The sequence below is a fragment of the Streptomyces sp. NPDC047315 genome, assembly GCF_040643215.1.
Classification (GTDB): domain Bacteria; phylum Actinomycetota; class Actinomycetes; order Streptomycetales; family Streptomycetaceae; genus Streptomyces.
Genome location: NZ_JBEYTZ010000028.1, coordinates 74,315 through 89,109, shown reverse-complemented (window position 1 = coordinate 89,109; position 14,795 = coordinate 74,315). Strand labels below are relative to the sequence as shown.

Sequence of the window (14,795 nt, the reverse complement as noted above, 5' to 3'; positions counted from 1 at the left end):
AGGGCCTAGCTCCGGGGTAGCCGCACTATCGCGCGGCCGGCGTCCAGGTCGACGGTGGAGCGGTGCGGCGGGGCGCCGTCCTCCTCGTCGTCCTTCAGCAGCAGGGCGCTCTGACGTTCCTTCAATTCGCTCTGCTTCCCGGGCGAGAAGGTGGCGTGCAGCTGCTCGAACCCGGTGGAAGACACCTGGCCCGACCGCTTCCCCAGACCCACGGCCCGCAGGATCTGGTCGAAGAAGGCAATGACCGTCAGCAGGATCACCAGGCCCGGCAGCGTCATGAAGACGATGAACTCCATGCCGGCAGTCTCCTTCAAGGGCGAGTGCTGGAGCCAGGGTTGGAGCGGTGCGACGGGCTCCGGAGGGCGACGGAAATGCGCGACGCCCCGGGAGCAGGACGTCTCCCGGGGCGTCGCGCGAACGCCTTAGGCCCGATGGCCGGAACTACCGAAGAACTCAGACGTTGACGCCGAAGTCCTGGGCGATGCCGCGCAGGCCCGAGGCGTAACCCTGGCCGACCGCACGGAACTTCCACTCGTCGCCGTGGCGGTACAGCTCGCCGAAGACCATCGCGGTCTCCGTCGAGGCGTCCTCGCTGAGGTCGTAGCGGGCGAGCTCGGCGCCGCCGGCCTGGTTGACCACGCGGATGAACGCGTTGCGCACCTGGCCGAAGGACTGGCTGCGGCTCTCGCCCTCGTGGATCGAGACCGGGAAGACGATCTTCTGGACCTCGGCGGGCACGCCCGCGAGGTTGACCTTGATCTGCTCGTCGTCGCCCTCGCCCTCACCGGTGAGGTTGTCACCGGTGTGCTCGACGGAGCCGTCGGGGCTCTTGAGGTTGTTGAAGAAGACGAAGTGGCCGTCGGACAGCACCTTGCCGTTCCCGTCGATCAGCAGCGCGCTGGCGTCCAGGTCGAAGTCGGTGCCGGTGGTGGTGCGGACGTCCCAACCGAGGCCCACGACCACCGCAGTCAGGCCCGGGGCCTCCTTGCTCAGCGAGACATTGCCGCCCTTGGAAAGGCTGACACCCATGGAAATCCCTGCGCAATCCGGCGCGGGCCGCGCCTCTTGACGTTTCCTTTGCCCACCGTGCCCAACGAGTCGTGGGCGACTCCGGTTCCCGGCACCCTCGGACGAGTGATTAAGTTTTGACTTATATAAGCTACGGCTGTAAGAGTGGGGTCGTGCACGCATTCGATGTCCTGGGGGATCCGGTGCGACGCCGGATATTGGAACTGCTCGCGGCAGGGGAGCAGCCGTCGGGCTCGGTCGCGGCGGTGATCCGCAAGGAGTTCGGGATCTCGCAGCCGGCGGTCTCGCAGCACCTGAAGGTGTTGCGCGAGGCCGGCTTCGCCTCCGTGCGGGCCGACGGCGCCCGACGGCTGTACGCCGTCGAGGCCGCGCCCCTGCGCGAGGTGGACGTCTGGCTCGACCGGTTCCGCGGCTTTTGGGAACAGCGGCTCGACGCGCTCGGCACGGAGCTGGCCCGCGGCAAGCGCGAGCGCCGCATCGCCGCGGAGCACGGCACCGACGCGGAGCGCCGAGCGGTGACCGACGCCCGTCCGCCGACCGGCGCGCTACCGCCCGGCGACGGACGATCAGAAGAGGGCGACGAACGACGCGCAGCCAGCGGCGGCACGTGAAGCACGGGCCGGCCCCGACGGAACGACAAGGGAACGACAGAGGAGCAACAGCGATGAGCGAGATCGTCGACCGGATCAACCAGGTCCACCGCGAGGTGGGCAGTCGGTCCGTCCCCAGCGGGGAGGCCCACACCGTCCTGCTCCGGCGCACCTACGACGCTACCGCCGACGACGTGTGGGGCGCCTGTACCGACCCCCAGCGCCTCCGCCGCTGGTTCCTGCCGGTCACCGGTGACTTCCGGCTCGGCGGCACCTACCAGCTCCAGGGCAACGCCGGTGGCGAGATCCTGCGCTGCGAGCCCCCGAAGCTGCTCCGCGTGAGCTGGCTGTACGGCCCCGACCCGGGCTTCAGCGAGGTCGAGGTGCGGCTCGCCCCCGAGGGCGACGACCGGACCGTCTTCGAGCTGGAGCACGTGGCCGTGGTGCCGCAGGAGTTCTGGGGCAAGTTCGGCCCGGGCGCCACCGGCGTGGGCTGGGACCTGACCCTGCTCGGCCTCGGCATGCACCTGGCCGCCCCGGACGAGATGCCCGACCCGGCGGAGTGGGAGCGCACCGAAGAGGCCCGGGCGTTCAGCACCCGCAGCAGCGAGGAGTGGGGGCGGGCGTACACGGCGTCCGGCGCGCCCGACGACGTCGTGGCCGCGGCCGTACGGGACACGACGGCGTTCTACGTGCCCCCGCTGGACGGGCCGGACGCCCCGGGGGCCTGAGGCACCGAATGCGGCGGGAGTCGGGCCGGTACGGGGGACCGGCCCGCCCCCGCGCCCTCTTGAAGAGGGCCCAAGACAACAGGCCTTAAAGACAACAGGCCCCAAGACAACAGGCCCCAAGACAACAGGCCCCAAGACAACAGGGTCAGCTTCTTCAACCGGCCGATCCTTTGGACGGGCCAGTCCCTTAGACCGGCCGGCAGGTCTAAACGGCCTCAATTGGCCGTTCTCTTCAGGCCGTGCGCCCCGGCCCCTTCAGATGGTCCACCAGCTCCGCGGTGACGAACCCGACGACCGAAGCCACCGCGATCAGCGGCATCTGGTTGGTCGCGTCCGGCCCCATCAGCAGCGCCGCCAGGACTGCGCTGGTGACCGGAAGCCGTGTCACCACCGCGGTGGCCGCCGAGATCCCGAGCGCCAGCCCCGGCGTCGCCCCCATCCCGGGCAGCCCCGCACAGGCGACCCCGAGCGCCGCGCCGAGCAGTACGGCCGGAAAGATCGGCCCGCCGCGCAGCGAGCCGAGCGCGACGCCCCACGCGAGCCCCTTGCACACCACGAGCGCGACCAGCGCCGCCACCGACCAGGCGCGCGGATCCGCCGCGAGCGCGCCCAGCGTGGTCTGCCCGGAGAGCGCGGCTTCGGCCGGCGAACGGCCGGTGAGCAGGGCGTACGCCGAGATCAGTACGCCGACGGCGACGGCACAGGCCACCGTGCGCCCCGCGGTGTGGCGCTCGGTCCACTCGGCGGTGACGAAGCCGATGCGGTGCGCCGCCGAGACGACGACGCCGATCAGTACGGCGACGGGGACGCCCCACAGGAAGTCCCCCGCGTCCGGAGCGAGGTCCGGCGGCACCGTCGGCAGCGACAGCGCCCCCACCGACAGCCCCGTCCACTGCCCGAAGCCGGTGAAGACGAGGGCGCCGACCCCGCTCGCCAGCAGACAGGGCAGCAGCAGGATCACCAACTGGGGCCCGGCGAGCCCGGCCGCCTCCACCATCATCACGACCGCCACCAGCGGACCGCCGAAGATCGTGGAGATCGCCGTCGTCGAGCCGCTGACGGCCAGGACCGTGGCCATCTTCGGGTGGGCGTCGCGCTTCGCCGACCGTACCGCGAGCAGCGCGAGGCCGCTGCCGAGCGCCATCAGCGGGGCCTCGGGGCCGAGCACCACGCCCAACGGCAGCGTCAGCAGCGCGGCGAGCAGCACGCCCGCCAGCGCGTTCGGCCCCAGCGGCGGGCCGCCGAGCCCCTTGACGGGCTTGTGGCCGCCGCCGCCCGGGAGACGGGTGACGATCGGCGCGAGGACCAGCCCCGCGAGCAACAGCGCGGGCAACGGCCACCACCAGGGCGGCTCGGCGTATCCGACGGCCTCGGGCAGGTGTTCCCACACGCCGCGCTGGATGGCGTGCTGGAGGCTGAGGAAGAGGAACGCCGCGAACGCGATCGGCGCGCCGATGAGCACCGACAGGAGCAGCAGCAGGGCGTAGCCGCGGCTGCTGAGGACGGCGCGCAGGGACAGGTCGCTCGCCGTGCCGCTGCCGACGGGCGCGACGCTCTCGGCGCCCCGGGCGCCCCGGGCTTCTTCGCCGGCCCCGCTGCCCCCGCCGGTCCCACCCGGTTCGGGGGCCGCGCCCGGCCCTCGTGCTGATGCGGTCATCTGGCCCCGCCGGCGTCCGGGCGCCCGGGCCGGCGGTGCGGTGCGCCGGTGTCGTACGTACGCATGCTCCCACTGAAAGCCCGGGGGGAGGTCGGCTGCGCGGGGGCGGGGCGCTGGCGGGGCCGTACGGGTGAGGTCCGCCCCGTACGGGGCACTGCGGCTCGCCCGCGCGGCGCCGCGCGGTTTCCCTGGCTACGGAGCCGGCAGCGCAGACGGGCCGTGGGCCGCGTCTTCAGTTCCGGCGAGTGCGCTCGGCACGGTGGAGGTGACGTACATGGCGGAGGGAACACCGGGCGCCGGGGAACGACCTGACGACGTACCGGGCTCGGGCGACGTACCCACATCGGACCCGTCCCAGCCGTCGGACCCGTCCCAGCCGTCCGACCCGTCCCAGCCGTCGCAGTCATCTCGGCCACCCCAGCCATCGCAGTCGTCCCGGCCGTCGCAGTCGTCCCCGTCGGGGGAGGAACTGCAACAACTCCACGCCCGCATCGCCGCGCTCGAAGGCGCCCAGGCCGGCGCCCGCCCCCGCCGCCACCGCGTCCGCGCCTTCTGGTCCGCCCTCTTCATCGTCGTGGGCTGCGTACTCGCCCCGCTGAGCGTCGTCGCGGCCTGGGCGTCGCAGGAGGTCGGCAACACGGACCGCTACGTCGCCACCGTCGCGCCGATCGCCCGCAACCCCGACGTCCAGGACGCCGTCGCCACCCGCGTCACCGACGCCCTCATGCAGCACATCGACCTCAACAGCCTGCTGGAAGGCGTCGCGCCGGCCGACCGGCCGCGGGTGGCCGCCGCGCTCGGCCGGCTGGGCGGCACCCTGGAGAACGCCCTCAAGAGCTTCGTTCACGACAAGGCGCAGGCCGTCGTCGCGTCCGACCGGTTCCAGACCTTCTGGACCGAGGCCAACCGCAAGGCCCACGACGCCGTGGACAAGGCACTCACCGGCAGCGGCGGCGGCGCCATCACCCTCACGAACAACGCCGTCGAGATCGACCTCGGCCCGGTGATCGACCAGGTCAAAGAGCGTCTCGTGGCGGACGGCCTGACGGCCGCCGGCAAGATCCCGGAGATCCACACCCAGTTCACGGTCATCAAGTCGGACGACATCGGGAAGATCAAGACCGGCTTCCGGCTGCTCCAACTCGCCGGCTTCTGGCTGCCGGTGATCGCCGTGCTGCTGGCCGGGGCCGGCGTGCTGCTCGCCCTGCGCCGACGGCGCGCCCTCGTCGCCGCCGCGCTCGGCGTCGCCTTCGCGACCCTGCTCCTCGGCGGCGCGCTGACCGCGTTCCGCGCCGTCTACCTGGACGCGCTGCCGGCCACGGTGTCCCAGCCGGCGGCCGGCGCGGTGTACGACGCGATGGTCCGGCTGATGCGGGTCACCGTGCGGATGGTCGTCGCCCTCGGCATCGTCGTGGCGCTGGGCGCCTGGCTCAGCGGCCCGGGCCGACGGGCCGTCTTCGTCCGCGGGTTCTGGCACTCGGGCATCCGGGCGGTGCGGTCCACCGCGGACCGGGCGGGGCTGCGCACCGGCCCGGTCGGGCGGTGGGTGCACCGCCACCGCCGCTGGATCGTGTGGGTACTGGTGGCCGCGGCGCTCCTCGCGTACCTGCTGTGGAGCTATCCGACGGGCTGGGTGGTGGTCGGGCTGGCGCTGGCGCTGCTGTTCGCGCTCGCAGTCGTGGACTTCCTGGACGAGCCGGAGGAGCGGGACGGGCCGGAGGAGCAGCAGGGCGCGGCCCGGGATGCTTCTCCGTGAGGACCTGGGGATCCCGACGCCCCTGAGGCTCCTGAGGTCCTTGACGTCCGTCCTGGCCCGTCTCCGTACGCATCCATCCGATTCACTCGAACGGGTGCATCTGGATGGCGGCGCCGAGGTCCCGGTCACACGCTCGAAGTCCGGAGCAGTCGGTCCGGATCCGTCCGGCCGGCCTCCGGAAACCCGTGCGCGTCGGGCGTACGGGACGACGAAGGGAAGTCCCATGACCCAGGCATCACAGCCGACCGGGACCCCGCCGCCGCACAGGTCGAGCCATGGTTCGCACAACGGTCCCGGCCAGCACGGGAACAGCGCTTGGGCGGCCGGCGGGGTCGTTTTCGCCGGGGTTCTGATGCTGTGCAGCGGTGTGCTCGGGATCCTCCAGGGCATCGCCGCGATCAGCAAGGACGTGGTGTACGGCACGGTCGGCGACTACGTCTACCGGATCAACCTCACCGGTTGGGGCTGGATCCACCTGATCATCGGCGTGCTGCTGGTGATCACCGGCTACGGGGTGCTCAAGAGCATGGAGTGGGCACGCTGGTTCGGCATCTTCCTCGCGTCGCTCAGCCTCGTGGCGCAGTTCCTGTTCCTGCCGTACCTGCCGGTCTGGGCGCTGATCGTGATCGCGATCGACCTGTTCATCATCTGGGCGCTGGCGGTGTACCGGGCGCCCGACGACCAGCCGCTGCTCTGACGCGGCGCGGACGCGGGTCCGTTCCCTTCCGCCTTTCCCGGACCGCTCCTCACCGGGTGAACGCCGGGGCATCTGCTCCGGCGTTCACCCGGTGAGCCGTGCGTTGAGCACGTGCGGATCGGTCAGCGTGTACGCGGCGGAGTTCGCGACGTGGACCGTCGAGCCGCGTCGGGCCAGCGCCGTGGGGTTCTGCAGGCCGTCCTCCTCGGTCAGCACGTCCTCGGTCAGCGTGTCGACGGCCGTTCGCTCGCCGCCGCTTCGTGCGTTGCGCACGAGGACGACGCGGTTGTCCGTGACGCCCGTGACGAGGAACGCGTCGCCGTGGCCGACGAACTCCAGGTCGTCGACTTCCCCGAGCCCGTCCACGACGGTCTCGGGAGCGCCCGCCTTCGCCCCCGTGCGGGGGAAGCGGAGCACCGTGCCCCGGTCGTGATTGGTGACCCAGACGGACCCGTCGTGGACCCGGATGCCGTTGGCGCCGAGGAAGTACTCCTCGTCCGACGGGGTCAGCGACGGGTGGTCGCTCCACTTCACGGCCCGCCCCCCAGCCAGCGGTGCCCGCCAGACGGCGCCGGCGACGGAGTCGGTGACGTACAGCTGCCGTGCGCGGGCGTCGACGGCGAGCCCGTTCGGCAGGGAGTCGGCGGGCAGCGGGATGGTGCGGCGCGGCTCGCCGCCGTCCGGCGGCAGCCGCCAGACGCCGGTCAGTTCGGCGGTGCCGGTCGCGTAGACGGTGTACAGGGCGCCGTCGTCGGTACGGGCGATGCCGCCCAGGAACGGCTCGCCGACCGCGGGGGTCTCCGCGTGCGGCGGGGGAGCGGGCAGGGTGGCGAGGACCCGTACGGAACCGTCCTGGTGGATGCGGGCGATCTGGCGCGCCTGGGAGAAGGTCGCGACGACCGAGCCGTCCGGCTCCGCGACGATGCCTTCCGGCTGCTGCCCGGAGTCCAGGTCGAGCTCGGCGAGGACCTCGGGTTCCACCAGCCCGACCGACCCGACTGCCCCGACCGACCCGGACGGTTCCGCGGCCTCCCGGGCCTTCTCGGACGCCGTCGATCCGGTCGGTGGTGACGCCTGGGCGGCGGCACCGGACGACGGGGCGACGGCGGGGGCTCTGGGCGCCGACTCGGGCGGGCAGCGCTTGACCCGTTCGTTCTTCGCGGCGAGTGGCGCCGCACCGGCCTGCGTGGTGTAGAGGCCGACGACCACGGCGACGGCGGCGACGGCGGTGAGCTTGCGCGGGGGCTTGGACATGGGGGTCTCCTGAGCGGAAGCGCATGCACGGGCCGTGTCCGGCGGGAGGAACCCGGTACCGGGCCGGCCGGGGCCATCACCATACGAGCCGGAACCGGTCCAATCCCCGCAACGCTCCAACTCGGCCGCGGCCTTGCGGTGCTGTCTGGGCAGACTGTGCTGTCCCAGCCCGTGCTTCCCGACTCTCCCCGTCGCAAACCTCGGGCGCATGGCGTACGACTGCCATTCAGGTGACGTCGAACGGTCCGCTAGGACACCCGCGTCGGCCGGTATCGGGCTCAGGCCGTCTCGGGTGTGACGAGCCCCGTTTCGTACGCCAGGATCACCGCCTGCGCGCGGTCGCGCAGGCCCATCTTGGCGAAGATGCGGTTGATGTGGGTCTTCACGGTGTGGTCGGAGATCGTCAGGGAGTCGGATATCTCGGCGTTCGACAGCCCGCGGGCGATCAGCACGAGCACGTCCATCTCCCGCGGCGTGAGGTCTGCCGTGGCCCGCCCAGGCAGCGCCGGCGGTCGGTGCAGCCGCGCGAACTCGGCGATCAGCCGCTTGGTCACGGCGGGCGAGAGCAGCGCCTCGCCCGCGGCGACCACGCGCACCGCGTGGAGCAGCTCCGGGAAGGTCGCGTCCTTGAGGAGGAAGCCGCTGGCGCCGGCGGCGAGCGAGTCGTAGATGTACTCGTCGAGGCCGAAGGTGGTGAACATCAGCACGCGGGTGGCCGCACCGGCGTCGGCGACGATGTGCCGGGCGGCGTCCACACCGCTCATGACGGGCATGCGGACGTCGAGCAGCGCGACGTCGGGGCGCTGCTCCCGGGCGATCCGTACGGCCTCGGCGCCGTCGGCCGCCTCGCCGACGACCTCGATGTCGTCCTGGGTGGAGAGCAGATTGACGAACCCGGCGCGAACCATGGCCTGGTCGTCCGCGACGACGGCCCGGATCACCACGAACGCACCGCCTCTCCCGGCTCCTTGCCCTTGCGGCCCTTGCTGCCTTCGCCGTCGCGCCGGCCCTCGCCGCCGCCCTGTCGCCCGGGGCCGATGACGCTCCATTCGTTCGTACCGTCCGCCGCGGACACCGGCAACTCGGCATGGACGGCGAAGCCGCCGCCCCGGCCGGGGCCACAGCTCAGCCGTCCGCCCGCCAGGGACACCCGCTCCCGCATCCCGACGAGCCCGTGTCCGTATCCCTGCCCCTTTCCCTGCCCCTGTCCATGCACCTGGCCTTGCCCGTGCTCCGCTCCGGCGCCAGGTCCGTCGTCCACCACCCGTACCACCAAACGATCGGCCCCGTAGCGGAGTTCCACCTCCGCGGTCGCGTTCGGCGCGTGGCGGCGGACGTTCGTCAGGGCCTCCTGGACGATCCGGAACGCGGTCAACTCGGCGGAGGCCGGCAGCCGCCGCCGTACGCCGATGACCGTGAGCCCGGCCCGCCCGCCGCCCGCGCCGTGCTGCGCCAGCAGTTCGTCGAGCCGGTCGAGGGTGGGCTGGGGCGCCTCCGCGCCCCGCCGGCCCGGCACGCCGTCCGCGGACCGCAGCACGCCGTCGGACGACCTCAGCACGTTGAGGAGTTGGCGCAGCTCGTTCAGCGCCTCGCGCGACGAGCCGGCGATCTGCTGGAAGCCGGTGCGGGCTTCGGGGGAGAGCCCCGGCGTCGTGTACGTCGCGCTCTCCGCCTGCACGGCGATCACCGACACCGAATGCGCCACGATGTCGTGCAACTCGCGAGCCACGGAACGCCGTTCCGCTTCCGCTGCCTCCTGCCGCGCCAGCCGGATCAGCTCCGCCTGTGCCGCCGCCCGCTCCCGGCTGGCGCCCTCCCGGCTGCGCACCGCGTCACCCGCGCTGACCGCCGCCACCACCGCCACCCCCATCAGGAAGGACTCGGCGAAGTACGCGAGCGAGCCGGGCGCACCGAGCGGCACGGGGTCGGAGTGCGGGCCGTCGAAGACGTCCGTCGCGACGTGCAGCAGATCGACGACGACCATGAGGCCGACGCCGTACGCCGCCACCACGCCCGGGTGGTGCACCCGGTGGCGGGCCAGGGTGTAGAAGCCCAGCAGACCGCCGAGGCACACCGCGACGAACAGGTTCGGCCGGACGAGGAAGTTCAGCGGCGCGGCCAGGATGACGAGGTGCCCGGCCAGCCCCGGGTGCGCCCGCCGCCACATCAACGGCAGCGTCGCGGCCAATGCGGTGGCGACGGCGGCCACGGCGGTCGCGTCGCCCATGCGCAGGGCCTCGCCCATCCCCAGCGCGCCGAGCAGGGCGCCGCTCACCCAGGGGAACGCGGGCGCGTCGAACCACGCCTTCGCGCGGTGCGCCCGGGCCCGGCCGGTCGGGCTTTCGGAGGCCGACGGCGGTTCAGGAGCGGTGCGTTCCATGTGCTGCTGCGGCGAGAGCAGCAGGAAGCGCGCCAGCCGCCCGGCGGGGCGGTCGAGATGTCGGGCCGGTCGGCTCATGGGGACATCGTGCTGGTCACGGGGGTGGGAGCGCGTCGAACCAGGGGTTGATTTCGGCTCGGTGGTGGACCCAGGGGTGACGCGGAAGACCGCACTCCGGTGTGACGAGTGCATGCCCCTCGCCTTCCTAGCCTGCATCGACATCGACAACAGCGGAGGTAAGGGGGGCTCGTGACCGTACTTCCGACGGCACCGACGGCATCGGCAGCACCGACGGCACCGGCAGCACCGACGGCACCGGCAGCACCGGCAGCACCGACGAGGCCGGAACGACTGCGTCCGCCGCGCCGGTCGTACGTGCTGTACGTGCTGTACGCGGCGCTCGCGGCCGGGTTCGCACTGGTCACGCAGCTGCCGACGCACCGCTTCTGGGGCGCCGTCGCGGCCGTCGGTTATCTGCTGGCCGCGCTGGTCCCGGCCCGCCGCGCGCCCGCGACGGCCTTCGCCCTCTCCGCGCTGCTCCCCCTGCTCGTGCTGACCGCGACCGGCGGCGCACAGTTGGAGGTGCGCGTGGTCGAGGAGTCCGCGGCCCGGCTGCTGGACTCCGGCACCCCGTACCACGGCGCGCCGGCGCACGCGCCGGACTACAACCCGTACCTCCCCGGCATGGCGCTGTTCGGGCTGCCGGCCGCGGTGTTCGGCGACGGTCCCTTCACGGACGCGCGGTGGTGGCTCGCGCTCTGCTTCGTGGTGCCGCTGCTGGTCGCGACCCGTACCCCCAGGACGATCGAGGCCGCCTCGACCTCGCCCGTACGCCCCGCGAACGTACTCGCGCTGCTCGCCTGCCCGCCCGTCGCGATGTCCCTCGCGGTCAGCGGCATCGACCTCCCCCTCATCGGCCTGACGTGCCTGGGCCTCCTCCTCGCCGCGCGCGGCCGGGCCGGGAGCGCGGGCCTGCTCCTCGGGCTGGCGTCGGCGATGAAGTGGACGGCGTGGCCCGCGCTCGCGGTGGCGTGCGCGGTGCTCTGGGCCGTACGCGGAGGCCGCGCCGTCGGCCGCTGCGCACTCGTCGCGACGGCGCTGGTCACCGCCCTGGTCCTCCCCGTGGCCCTGCGCGACCCCGGCGCCTTCGCCCAACACGTCATCGCCTTCCCCCTGGGCCTCGCGGACGCCCCGACACCCGCGGCCAGCCCACTGCCCGGCCAACTGCTGGCCACCGCCCTCCCCGGCGGCAGCGGCCGGGTCGTGGCCCTGGCACTGCTGGCCGCGGGCGCGCTGCTGATGGCCGTGTCGCTGTACGTACGCCCCCCGGCGACCGCGACCGCCGCGGCCAACCGGGTCGCCCTGGGCCTCCTCCTCGCCCTCACCCTCGCCCCCGCGAGCCGCTTCGGCTACCTGCTCTACCCGCTCGTCCTGTTCCTCGTCTTCCGCCCCGACCGCGGCGCCCGACGGAGCCGAGGCCGGCCGGCCCCGCGGGCACAGGCCCCATTGCCCTCCCGGCCCTCCCGACCAGGAACGTGAGACCACCACCCGTGCCCAAGACCCTGATCGTCACCAACGACTTCCCGCCCCGCCAAGGCGGCATCGAGACCTTCGTCCACGCGATGGCCGTGCGCTTCGCGCCGGGCGAGGTCGTCGTCTACACCTCCGCCGAGCCGGGCGCCGGCGCCCACGACGCCGCCCTCCCCTTCCCCGTCGTCCGGGACCGCGCCCGCACGCTGCTGCCCACGCGCCGCGTCACGGACCGCGCCGTGGACCTCGTCCGCGCGTACGACTGCGACGCCGTGTGGTTCGGCGCCGCGGCGCCCCTCGCCCTGATGGCGGGCGCGCTGCGCCGCCGCGCCCCGTCCGTACGCCGCATCGTGGCCACCACCCACGGCCACGAGGTCTGGTGGGCGCGCACCCCCGGCACCCGCCAGGCGCTGCGCCGCATCGGTGCGACCGTCGACACCGTCACCCACCTCGGCGACTACACGCGCCGCGCGATCGCCCCCGCGCTGGGCCGCTCCGCCGCCGCGCGCATGCACCCGCTGACGCCCGGCGTCGACCCGGAGGCGTTCGCGCCGCGCCCCGACGCAACGGCGCTCCGCACCTCGTACGGCGTCGCCCCCAACGCCCCCGTGATCCTGTGCGCGGCTCGCCTGGTCCCCCGCAAGGGCCAGGACGTCCTCATCCGCGCACTCCCCCTCGTCCACCGCAGCGTCCCGAAAGCCACCCTCCTCCTGGTGGGCGCCGGCCCGTACGCCCGCCGGCTCCGCCGCCTGGCCGCCGCGGAAGGCGTCCCGCACTCCGTGATCTTCGCCGGCGGCCACCCCCACTCCGCCCTGCCCGCCTTCTACGCCGCGTCCGACGTCTTCGCCATGCCCTGCCGCACCCGCCGCGCCGGCCTGGAGGTGGAGGGCCTGGGCATCGTCTACCTGGAAGCCGCCGCCACCGCCCTCCCCACCCTCACCGGCACCTCCGGCGGCGCCCCCGCCACGACCCGCGACGGCGAAACGGGCTACGTGGTCGACGGCCGCGACATCCCCACCATCGCCGACCGCCTTACCCACCTGCTCACCCATCCCGAACTGGCCCACGCCATGGGCCGCAAGGCCCGCTCATGGGTCCGCTCAACCCGGACCTGGAACCACACCCACGACACCCTCCGCGCCCTCCTCGCACCTGCTCCGCCGTGCTGAGCGCCCAACGCCTGATCCGCTACGTCTACGTCCGACGGCGACGAAGCAGGACGAGCCCGCGCCAGCGCTGCCGGGTCCGCTGCTCCCCGTCGGTCCAGCGTGCGCGCGCCGTGTGCCCTGACAGCGGCAGATCGGCCATGAAGTGGGCGATCTCGACGTAGTAGGCGTAGTTGTCGTTCTGGGTGAGCTCGCGGAGGCGGACGATCCCGGCTGCCACTCCGTCGCGGTCGTCGAGGACCGCGTGGTGGAAACAGAGCGCCAATTGCAGCTTGGTGGCGGCGTAGGCGAGACCCGAGTGCTCGATCTCCGCGAAGAGAACGGCAGCCCGCTCGGACAGGTCCGCTTCCCACCCCGCATCCCGTACGACATCGGCGATGCGGGCGGTCGTCTCACTGGAATGCGTACTGATGCGGGACAGCAGCCGCTGGGCCAGTTCGAGTTCGGCTTCGGCACGTGAGCGGTCGGCGAAGGCGCACGCAAAGGCGAGGTGCACCTGCACCATGGCGGCCTCCCCGATCGCCCCGTGCTCTTCCGCCTCGCGCCGCGCTGCCAGATAGGCGTCTGCTGCCCGCTCCATGTCCCCCTGGACCCACCACACATCCCCCAGCACTCGGTGGCCGACGCCGTCGATGCCCTCACCGCGGCCTGGGCTTTGGCGAGTGGCAGTGTCTGGGGCATGAGCCCCCTTCGGAGGAGACACGGGCGACCCGGTGTGGGACCGAGTCAACCCCCGGATGTTCATCCGGAACGGCGGCGGGTTCTCCCGTACCCAGGCGGCCTTCCGGGCTGCTTACTGCCTCCCCCGAGTCGGCACCCTGGCCGTCGGCACGGACGAACCCGCTCATCTGGCCGAACTGCTCGACGCCCTCGCAGCCGAAGCCGACGATCCACGAGTACCGCGCCCTCCTTCAGGAGCGTTCGAGCGGTCAGCCCGTCTGAAGCTCCGCGATGACCTGCCGTGCCGTGTGCCGGGCGGGTTCGATCCGGGGGTCCTCCGGGTGGGCGTCCGGCCCGAGGATCTTCGAGGCGGTGAACAGCGTCATCAGCTTGCCGTCCCGGCTCTCGAAGTCGTGCCGCCGTTCGTTCCGTACGCGGTCGGCGAGAGCCGGGACGGCGAGGGAGGCGGCCCACAAGGTGGCGGCGTCGAGGCTCCGAGGGGCGTTGCCCCAGTCCTCCCAGTCGAAGAGGGAGAAGACGGGCGCGCTCATGTTGGCCCAGTTCAGGTCGGCATGGGCCGGGACCCACCGCTCGACGGTCGTGTCGATCTCCTCGGGGAACACGCCGCGGATCGACGCGGTGACCAGGTCCTGCGTGATCGTGACGGTGTCCGGGGTGGCCACTCGCCGGGTGGTGTTCCGCGCGAGCGCGTCCAGGGAGGCTCCCAAGGCCCGCCACCACTCCTCGGGCAGTGCGCGCTCCTCGCTCAGCACGGCGGTTCCGATCGGCTCGCCGGGGAGGAGCCCGGTCTCGTCGGCCCGCCACATCACCGGCTCGTCCGCGTCCCGCCAGACCACACACCCCTGCCACGCCGGCTGCGCGACGCCCTCCAGCCGGGCGGCGCTCTCCGTACCGTTCCACCCCTGGTCGGTGATCTTGCCGAGCGGACGACGCTCCACCCGTACCCAGGTATCGCGCTCGGTCCGGACGCCGACCGACCGGCGCTTGCGCACCACCGTGCCCGGATCCAAGCACGTCTGAAGGGAGCGCTCGACGCGATCAAGCAACTCGTCGACCGGCTCGACTCGGAGGTCAACAGCGCGAACAGTGGAGACCGAGTGCGTCACGCGGGGACGGTAGCAGCGCCAGAACCCCAGGAATCGACGGAACGCAGTTGGTCACGCACAACGAATCAGGGCCAGCGACTCACGTGAGTCGGTGGCCCTGACCTGATACTTCACTGTCGGGGTGGCGGGATTTGAACCCACGACCTCTTCGTCCCGAATGAGGTTCGGCAGAGATCGACACCAGGGCTGATGAGTATCTGTGCTGGTCAGGGGCTTGG

13 protein-coding genes and 1 pseudogene are annotated in these 14,795 nt (G+C 72.8%); 6 read left to right on the top strand and 8 right to left on the bottom strand.

Going from position 1 to position 14,795, the window contains the following annotated elements:
• Window positions 1-5: 5 nt before the first annotated feature.
• Together ABZ842_RS28695 and ABZ842_RS28690 are read right to left on the bottom strand one after the other, a co-directional pair.
• Window positions 6-296, bottom strand: a complete 291-nt coding sequence (locus ABZ842_RS28695) for a DUF6191 domain-containing protein (RefSeq protein ID WP_361542832.1) — start codon at window positions 294-296, stop codon at window positions 6-8.
• 157 nt (window positions 297-453) lie between these two features.
• Window positions 454-1,029 carry a TerD family protein gene (locus ABZ842_RS28690; protein WP_361542829.1) on the bottom strand — a complete coding sequence of 192 codons (576 nt, stop codon included), beginning with the start codon at window positions 1,027-1,029 and terminating at the stop codon, window positions 454-456.
• 152 nt (window positions 1,030-1,181) lie between these two features.
• Between ABZ842_RS28690 and ABZ842_RS28685 the strand changes: the two are divergent.
• Window positions 1,182-1,508 (top strand): annotated as a pseudogene (locus ABZ842_RS28685) (metalloregulator ArsR/SmtB family transcription factor); the annotation flags it as partial.
• 185 nt (window positions 1,509-1,693) lie between these two features.
• Window positions 1,694-2,350, top strand: coding sequence for an SRPBCC family protein (locus ABZ842_RS28680; protein ID WP_361542827.1), 657 nt, complete (start codon window positions 1,694-1,696; stop codon window positions 2,348-2,350).
• A 232-nt stretch (window positions 2,351-2,582) separates the two neighbouring features.
• On the opposite strand, the gene ABZ842_RS28675 is transcribed toward ABZ842_RS28680, so the two are convergent.
• A complete protein-coding gene (locus ABZ842_RS28675; protein ID WP_361542824.1) occupies window positions 2,583-4,007 on the bottom strand; it encodes a chloride channel protein in 1,425 nt (474 codons plus the stop codon).
• Between the two features lie 274 nt (window positions 4,008-4,281).
• Here ABZ842_RS28675 and ABZ842_RS28670 point away from each other — a divergent pair, with 274 nt between their 5' ends.
• Complete coding sequence (locus ABZ842_RS28670) at window positions 4,282-5,763, top strand: hypothetical protein (protein WP_361542821.1); 1,482 nt, start codon at window positions 4,282-4,284, stop codon at window positions 5,761-5,763.
• A 223-nt stretch (window positions 5,764-5,986) separates the two neighbouring features.
• Window positions 5,987-6,460, top strand: a complete 474-nt coding sequence (locus tag ABZ842_RS28665) for a hypothetical protein (protein WP_361542818.1) — start codon at window positions 5,987-5,989, stop codon at window positions 6,458-6,460.
• Between the two features lie 84 nt (window positions 6,461-6,544).
• Here ABZ842_RS28665 and ABZ842_RS28660 read toward each other — a convergent pair whose 3' ends face one another.
• The 3 genes from ABZ842_RS28660 to ABZ842_RS28650 all read right to left on the bottom strand — a co-directional run bounded on the left by ABZ842_RS28660 (window position 6,545) and on the right by ABZ842_RS28650 (window position 10,172).
• The gene (locus ABZ842_RS28660; protein ID WP_361542815.1) at window positions 6,545-7,714 is read right to left on the bottom strand and encodes a hypothetical protein; all 1,170 of its coding nucleotides are present in this window, start codon (window positions 7,712-7,714) and stop codon (window positions 6,545-6,547) included.
• Between the two features lie 278 nt (window positions 7,715-7,992).
• Window positions 7,993-8,658: a response regulator transcription factor gene (locus ABZ842_RS28655; RefSeq protein WP_361542812.1), complete on the bottom strand. Its 666-nt coding sequence runs from the start codon at window positions 8,656-8,658 to the stop codon at window positions 7,993-7,995.
• Complete coding sequence (locus ABZ842_RS28650) at window positions 8,652-10,172, bottom strand: histidine kinase (protein ID WP_361542809.1); 1,521 nt, start codon at window positions 10,170-10,172, stop codon at window positions 8,652-8,654. Before ABZ842_RS28650 ends, ABZ842_RS28655 begins: the two co-directional genes overlap by 7 nt.
• Before the next feature lie 171 nt (window positions 10,173-10,343).
• On the opposite strand from ABZ842_RS28650, the gene ABZ842_RS28645 reads away from it, so the two are divergent.
• Entirely contained in the window at window positions 10,344-11,633 is a 1,290-nt protein-coding gene (locus ABZ842_RS28645; RefSeq protein WP_361542806.1) for a glycosyltransferase family 87 protein, read from the top strand.
• Between the two features lie 11 nt (window positions 11,634-11,644).
• Window positions 11,645-12,793, top strand: coding sequence for a glycosyltransferase family 4 protein (locus ABZ842_RS28640; RefSeq protein WP_361542803.1), 1,149 nt, complete (start codon window positions 11,645-11,647; stop codon window positions 12,791-12,793).
• A gap of 25 nt (window positions 12,794-12,818) precedes the next feature.
• Here ABZ842_RS28640 and ABZ842_RS28635 read toward each other — a convergent pair whose 3' ends face one another.
• The gene (locus tag ABZ842_RS28635; protein ID WP_361542800.1) at window positions 12,819-13,370 is read right to left on the bottom strand and encodes a hypothetical protein; all 552 of its coding nucleotides are present in this window, start codon (window positions 13,368-13,370) and stop codon (window positions 12,819-12,821) included.
• A gap of 349 nt (window positions 13,371-13,719) precedes the next feature.
• Window positions 13,720-14,577, bottom strand: coding sequence for a hypothetical protein (locus tag ABZ842_RS28630; RefSeq protein WP_361542797.1), 858 nt, complete (start codon window positions 14,575-14,577; stop codon window positions 13,720-13,722).
• Window positions 14,578-14,795: the final 218 nt, after the last annotated feature.

What these genes read in the sequence shown, in the direction of transcription:
- ABZ842_RS28695 (WP_361542832.1), bottom strand. Translation starts at nt 296, where the DNA reads ATGGAGTTCATCGTCTTCATGACGCTGCCGGGCCTGGTGATCCTGCTG.
- ABZ842_RS28690 (WP_361542829.1), bottom strand. Translation starts at nt 1,029, where the DNA reads ATGGGTGTCAGCCTTTCCAAGGGCGGCAATGTCTCGCTGAGCAAGGAG.
- ABZ842_RS28680 (WP_361542827.1), top strand. Translation starts at nt 1,694, where the DNA reads ATGAGCGAGATCGTCGACCGGATCAACCAGGTCCACCGCGAGGTGGGC.
- ABZ842_RS28675 (WP_361542824.1), bottom strand. Translation starts at nt 4,007, where the DNA reads ATGACCGCATCAGCACGAGGGCCGGGCGCGGCCCCCGAACCGGGTGGG.
- ABZ842_RS28670 (WP_361542821.1), top strand. Translation starts at nt 4,282, where the DNA reads ATGGCGGAGGGAACACCGGGCGCCGGGGAACGACCTGACGACGTACCG.
- ABZ842_RS28665 (WP_361542818.1), top strand. Translation starts at nt 5,987, where the DNA reads ATGACCCAGGCATCACAGCCGACCGGGACCCCGCCGCCGCACAGGTCG.
- ABZ842_RS28660 (WP_361542815.1), bottom strand. Translation starts at nt 7,714, where the DNA reads ATGTCCAAGCCCCCGCGCAAGCTCACCGCCGTCGCCGCCGTCGCCGTG.
- ABZ842_RS28650 (WP_361542809.1), bottom strand. Translation starts at nt 10,172, where the DNA reads ATGAGCCGACCGGCCCGACATCTCGACCGCCCCGCCGGGCGGCTGGCG.
- ABZ842_RS28635 (WP_361542800.1), bottom strand. Translation starts at nt 13,370, where the DNA reads ATGGAGCGGGCAGCAGACGCCTATCTGGCAGCGCGGCGCGAGGCGGAA.